Genomic DNA, 5,488 nt, shown 5'->3' on the forward strand with positions numbered 1-5,488 from the left:
GCGGGGGGAAGGGTGTGGTGGCCCCGGTTCCTGATGCGGGATACCGACTGGTGCAGGGGCGGTCGTTCGGGTGGCGGATCGACCGTCCACGAGACGGCCGGCCGGTGTGGTCGCGGTCCCCCGCGCGGTGGCCGGCGCACGGCCTGGCGCGGGCGACCGGCAGGGGAGGGGTTCGGCGGGCGCTCGTCGTGGCGGCGGTGCTGCCGGGGCCGCCGGTGCGGCGGTGGTGGCCGTCGGACGGCCGGGTCCGGTCCAGTCGGCGGCCGGCGGTCGGCGGCGGCCCCTGGTGGCTGGTGGCGGGGCGTCAGGGGGTGGGGTCCGTGCGGAGGAGGCCCGCGTCGCGCATTTCCTCGATCCAGATGTCCAGGTCCGCGCGGGCGTTCTCGGGACCGGTGTTCCAGAGCCGGGCGAGCAGGGCCGCCGCCGCCGCGCTGTCGCCGTCGTGCTGGCGCAGGGCGATCCACATGGCGGTGCCCACCGGGCCGCAGCGGTAGCTCTCCGGGCCGGTGGACGACGCGGCCAGCAGTTCAAGGCGGCCGTCGGCGTCCACGGAGGTGACACGCACCCCCGGCATCGGTCGGATCCGCACGGGCACCTCCGGGGCCGGCTCGGCGCCGGCCTTCGGGCCGGTCGAGGAACCCTCAAGCTATTACGGAAGCCGGGCAGGAGCCATGGAACCGGCCGCAGTCTGGGGTTCCCCCCACCACACCCCCTGTGGGCCCACATTCAGGAGTTAGGGGGGTTTACCGGACCGCCACGCCGGGCTCCGGCCGGTTCCCGGGCACTCTGGAGGAGCGGTCGAGCCGTCTTCCAGGGCTCTTCGAGCCGCGCCGCCGAGCGTGGCATCCGGAACCCCAGTCCCCCAGAACCCCACACAAGGGCGGCAACCCCGCCGTGGCAGACCCGAGGAGCCCTCATGGTGACCTTCGTCAACAAGCTGACCGTCCACGGCGACATCGACCGCTTCCTGGCCGTCAAGGACCGCCTGACCGCGTACATGAGCAGCCAGCCCGGCTACATCGGCCACGAGGCGCTGCGCCACCTCGGCGACGAGCGGATCTTCCTCGAACTCGCCGTGTGGCAGGACGCCGAGGCCCATCGCAACGCCGTCCGCAGCGAACAGTTCCAGGCCCTCGTCAAGGACCTGGGCCCGCTGGCGACCCCCGAGCCCGGTCTGTACGAGACCGTGGAGGCGGCGCCCGGTGTCCGATGACGCGGCCGCCCTCCTCGCTCGCCGGCCCCGCGGGCCGCGGCCACCGCGGCGTTCCGCGGCCCCGCCGCTGACCGTCCTGTTCACCGGTCACGCGGGCCGGCGGCTCGCCCTCGGCCGCGAGCTGTACTGCTCGGTCCCCGCGTTCCGGACCGCGTACGACGGCGTGCGCGACGCGCTGGACCCCTGGCTGCGGCTGCCGCTGGCCGCCGTGGTGTTCGCCCCCGAGGGCGGGGTCGACTCGGGCCTGATCCGCCGGGCCGAGTTCGCCCAGCCGGCGCTGTTCGCCTTCCAGGTGGCCGTGTACCGGCTCTGGCAGAGCTGGGGGCTGCGGGCCGACGCCGTGGCCGGACAGGGCGCCGGGGAACTGGCCGCCGCGCACGTGGCGGGCGTGCTGAGCCTTCCCGACGCGGCCCGGCTCGTCGCCGCGCTCGGCCGGCTCGTCCCGCCGCGGCCCGCCCCCGGCGCCGCCCGGGCCGCCGAGGGCGAGTTCCTGAAGGCGGCCCGCGAGAGCGCCCCCGCGCCGCGGTCCTCCGTCGACCTCGTGTGCACGGCGACCGGCCGGGCCATCGGCCCCGGGCCGGACGAACGCCGGCTGCGGCCCGAGCGGCTGCTGCTCCAGGCCCACCAGGTCATCCGTACCGCCGACGCCGTACGCACCCTCGAAGCGGCCGGATTCACCCGCCCCCACCCCTGCGGGCCCGACCCCGAGGACACCCTCCCCGGCTGTGAACTGCGCGCCGCCCGCGCGGTGCTGCTCCACATCGAGGGACGCACCGCGGACCGCCGCCACCGGTGACCCCGGTGGCCGGTCTCCGGCCGTGCTGCACGACGCCTCGAGCGGGCGTCGAGCCGGTGCCCGCACGCTGAAGATCCGCGCACGAGGTCCTGTCGTCGCGGGCCGGGCACCACCGTGACGGCAGGGCCTGGGACGGACCAGCCCCGCGGGCTGCGGACAGCGCAGGCCGAGAGTCCCGGACGAAGGAGCTGATCTCCGCCACCATGGCCACCACCACCGAGACCACCACACGTCCCGAGCACGGGGCCGCCGGGCACGCCCCCGGCCGGGCCGCCGGGCGCGCCGCCGAGGAGACCGAGGCGCTGCGCCGGGCCGCGCGCCTCGAAGCCCTGCTGGGCGACCCGTACGATCCCGCGAACCCGCACGGCCTCGGCGCCCTGTTCGCCGCCGACGAGCGGCGCGAGCCGCCCGCGGCCACCGAGCGGCTGCTGGTGGGGGCGGGCCTGGGCGCCGAGTTCGTGCCCGCCGAGTTCGGTGGCCGGCTCACCCGCGCCGACCTGCTCGTCAAGGTGCTGCGCCCGGTCTTCCGCCGCGATCTCGCCCTCGGCTTCGGCTCCGGCATCACCTCGCTGTTCGCGACGTCCGCCGTCTGGGCGGCCGGCAGCACCGCCCAGCGCCGGGCCACGGCGGACGTCCTGCTCGGCGGCGGGCGCGCCTCGATCGTCCACCACGAGCTCGCCCACGCGAACGCCATCCTGCGCGACGAGTTCACCGCGGCCCCGCGCCCCGGCGGCGGGTTCTCGCTGAGCGGGCGCAAGGACGTCATCATCAACGCCGCTCGGGCGGACGCGTACGTCGTCTACGCCCGCACCGACCGCGCCCGCAGCCCGCTCAGCCACTCCGTCCTGCTCCTCGACCCGGACGGGCTCGCCGCGGCCGGCGGTCTCGCCCACCTGCCGCGCGTCCCGACCGCGGGCATGCGCGGATCCCTCTTCTCCGGGCTGCAGTTCACCGACTGCGAGGTCCCGGAGGGCGCCCTCGTCGGCCGGGTCGGCGAAGGCGTCGCGCTGGCGCTGCGCACGTACCAGGTCAACCGCTGCGTGATCTCCGCGACGGCCGTCTCCGCCGCCGGCACGGTCCTGCACTCCGCGGTGCGGGCCGCCACCACCGGCCGCAGCCGCCCCGTGGCCCGCCGCTTCCACAAGCCCCTCGCCGGGGTCTTCGCCGACCTGCTGGCCTGCGACGGGATGGCCACCGTCGCGCTGCGCGCCCTGAGCCTGCTGCCGGACCGCACCCACGTGCTCGCGGCGGCGGTCAAGTACGTCGTCCCCGACCTGCTGCGGGAGAGCCTGGAGGAGCTGGCGGCCGTGCTCGGCTCGCGCGGGTACCAGCACGGCACCCCCGAGTACGGCGCGCTGGACAAGCTCTCCCGCGACCTGCCGGTCGCCGGGCTCGGGCACGCCGGGACCGCCGCGTGCCAGGCCGTGATCGTGCCCCAGCTGCGCGCCCTGGCCGAGCGGGCCTGGTTCAGGGAGGAGGAGCCGCCGCCCGAGCTGTTCCGCTCCGCGGCGGGCCTGCCGCAGCTCGACTACCGGCTCCTGGGCATCGCCGACGGCGGGGACTTCCTCGCCGCCTCGCTCGTCGGGTCGGCCGCCCGGCTGGCGGAGGTCCGCGGGGTCGGCGGCCAGCTCGCCGTCCTCGCCGACCTCGCCGAGGCGTTCGTCACCGAGCTGCGGGCGCTGCGCGAGCAGTGCCGGGCGATCCCGCAGGGCGCCGCCGCCCTCGCCGATCCCGCGTGGTGCGTGCTCAGCGACCGTTACGCGCTGGTGCTCGCGGCGGCCGCGGTCCTGGGCACCTGGGAGGGCCAGGACGGCAGCGAGCCGTTCCTCGCCTCACCGGCCTGGGCCGTGCTCGCGCTGACCCGGCTCGGCGGCCGGCTCGGCATCCCGGTGCCGGAACTGCCCGACGACTGCCTCGGGCAGGTGCTGGAGGAGCTCGTGCGCCGCTACCGGGCGGGGCGCAGCTGCGACCTCGACGCCACCGAACTGGCCCAGTGAGCCGAGGGGACACGCCGATGAACCAGCAGGACCCGTACGACCGGCAGGACCCGTACGACCGGCACGACCGGCACGACCGGTACGCGCCGCGGAACTCGCCGCTGCTGAGCGTGCCCGTGCACGCCGCCGGGCCCGACGGGCCCTGGGCGGACGTGGCGGAGGGCATGGTCCGCAACGGCAACGCCTGCATCCACACCACCTGGGACGAGTGGCCCGCCGAGCCGGCCTCCGGGGCCGCGCTGCGCCGCCTGCTGGGCCGGGACTGGGTGCGCTACCGGGACACGGCCGACGCCACCGCCCGGCACCGCTTCGTCGCCTCGCGGCTGGCGATCCGGTACACGGCCGCCGCCGCGCTGGGCACCGGGCCCGCGGAACTCGACCTTTCGTACAAGCCCGGTGGACGTCCGTACCTGCGCGGCTTCGATCAGATGGACCTGAGCCTGACCCACACGGACGATCTGATCGCGGTCGGCATCAGCCGCACCGGCCGGATCGGCGTGGACACCGAACCCGCCGACCGCAGGCTGGCCTTCGACCTGCTGCAGGACCAGGTCTGCACCCCCGCCGAGCGCGCCGAGCTCGCGGCGCTGGGGGAACGCGGGCAGGCGGCCGGCATGCTGCGGCTGTGGACGCTGAAGGAGGCGTACACGAAGGCCCTCGGGCTGGGGCTGCGGATGGGTTTCTCCGAGTTCGGCTTCGCCACGGCGACCAGCGGGGAGACCGGCCTGCTCGCCCCCGACGGCACGCCCGCCACGCACGGCGAATGGGCCTTCGGCACCTACCCGGTGGCCGGGCGCTACCTCCTCAGCGTGGCCTGCCACGACGCCGGACTGGACACGTCCCGGGACAGTGCCGTGGCCACCATGCTCGACGAGGGCTTCGTCGCCATGGTGTCGGCGGCACTGCTGGACCCGGCCTGACCGGGGGCGGGGCGTCCACGGCCGTCCCGCCGACCGCCCGTTGAGCGCCGGGAAGTCGGGCACATGACACACGGAACTTGCCAAGTTCCATGTGGAATCGGACAGTCCGATGCCTGAGGCATGTTGTTTGACCTCCTTTTGCCTTAGTCTTGACTTCGACTTGACTCGCCCGTCTCAGGGGCGTTTCCATGGCGTGCGACGGGACGGGGGACCGATGGACGACGCCATCACCGTGGTGATCGCCCCCGGCACGCCACCGGCACTCGACCTGGTCGGGCCCCTCGACGCCCCGCTCATGGCCACCGCCCTCGTCATGGCGGCGCCCTGCGGGCCGAAGCTGCGCCGCCACACCGCGACCCACCACACGCTCCAGCTGACCTGCCGGCCCGGCGAACGGCCCGCCGGCCGGCCCTCCCTGGCCGGCCGGCTCGCCGACCTGCTCACCGACCCCGCGGCCCGCGACGGCCGCCCGGCGCGGGGGGCCCCCCCGGGGGGCCCGGGCGCCGGGGCCGCGCGCCCGCGCGGCGGCCCGCGCGCGCGGGGCGCCCCCCCCGGGGGCGGC

General features: G+C 76.3%; 5 protein-coding genes and 1 pseudogene. 5 read left to right on the plus strand and 1 reads right to left on the minus strand.

Features of this window, described 5'->3' with window-relative positions:
• Nucleotides 1–304: 304 nt before the first annotated feature.
• The gene (locus tag ACFXA3_RS34115; protein WP_385193349.1) at nucleotides 305–574 is read right to left on the minus strand and encodes a PqqD family peptide modification chaperone; all 270 of its coding nucleotides are present in this window, start codon (nucleotides 572–574) and stop codon (nucleotides 305–307) included.
• A 342-nt stretch (nucleotides 575–916) separates the two neighbouring features.
• Here ACFXA3_RS34115 and ACFXA3_RS34120 point away from each other — a divergent pair, with 342 nt between their 5' ends.
• From ACFXA3_RS34120 to ACFXA3_RS34140, 5 genes and pseudogenes are all read left to right on the plus strand, one after another.
• A complete protein-coding gene (locus ACFXA3_RS34120; RefSeq protein ID WP_054223933.1) occupies nucleotides 917–1,213 on the plus strand; it encodes an antibiotic biosynthesis monooxygenase in 297 nt (98 codons plus the stop codon).
• Nucleotides 1,203–2,009, plus strand: a complete 807-nt coding sequence (locus tag ACFXA3_RS34125) for an acyltransferase domain-containing protein (RefSeq protein WP_385193353.1) — start codon at nucleotides 1,203–1,205, stop codon at nucleotides 2,007–2,009. Before ACFXA3_RS34120 ends, ACFXA3_RS34125 begins: the two co-directional genes overlap by 11 nt.
• A gap of 203 nt (nucleotides 2,010–2,212) precedes the next feature.
• Complete coding sequence (locus ACFXA3_RS34130) at nucleotides 2,213–4,006, plus strand: acyl-CoA dehydrogenase (RefSeq protein ID WP_385193356.1); 1,794 nt, start codon at nucleotides 2,213–2,215, stop codon at nucleotides 4,004–4,006.
• Between the two features lie 17 nt (nucleotides 4,007–4,023).
• Nucleotides 4,024–4,926 carry a 4'-phosphopantetheinyl transferase family protein gene (locus ACFXA3_RS34135; RefSeq protein ID WP_385193359.1) on the plus strand — a complete coding sequence of 301 codons (903 nt, stop codon included), beginning with the start codon at nucleotides 4,024–4,026 and terminating at the stop codon, nucleotides 4,924–4,926.
• A gap of 214 nt (nucleotides 4,927–5,140) precedes the next feature.
• A pseudogene (locus tag ACFXA3_RS34140) lies at nucleotides 5,141–5,488 on the plus strand (hypothetical protein); the annotation flags it as partial.

The organism is Streptomyces sp. NPDC059456 (genome assembly GCF_042750055.1).
GTDB lineage: Bacteria > Actinomycetota > Actinomycetes > Streptomycetales > Streptomycetaceae > Streptomyces.

Bases quoted from the DNA above. Each gene is read 5' to 3' on its own strand.
- ACFXA3_RS34115 (WP_385193349.1), bottom strand. From the start codon at position 574: ATGCCGGGGGTGCGTGTCACCTCCGTGGACGCCGACGGCCGCCTTGAA.
- ACFXA3_RS34120 (WP_054223933.1), top strand. From the start codon at position 917: ATGGTGACCTTCGTCAACAAGCTGACCGTCCACGGCGACATCGACCGC.
- ACFXA3_RS34130 (WP_385193356.1), top strand. From the start codon at position 2,213: ATGGCCACCACCACCGAGACCACCACACGTCCCGAGCACGGGGCCGCC.
- ACFXA3_RS34135 (WP_385193359.1), top strand. From the start codon at position 4,024: ATGAACCAGCAGGACCCGTACGACCGGCAGGACCCGTACGACCGGCAC.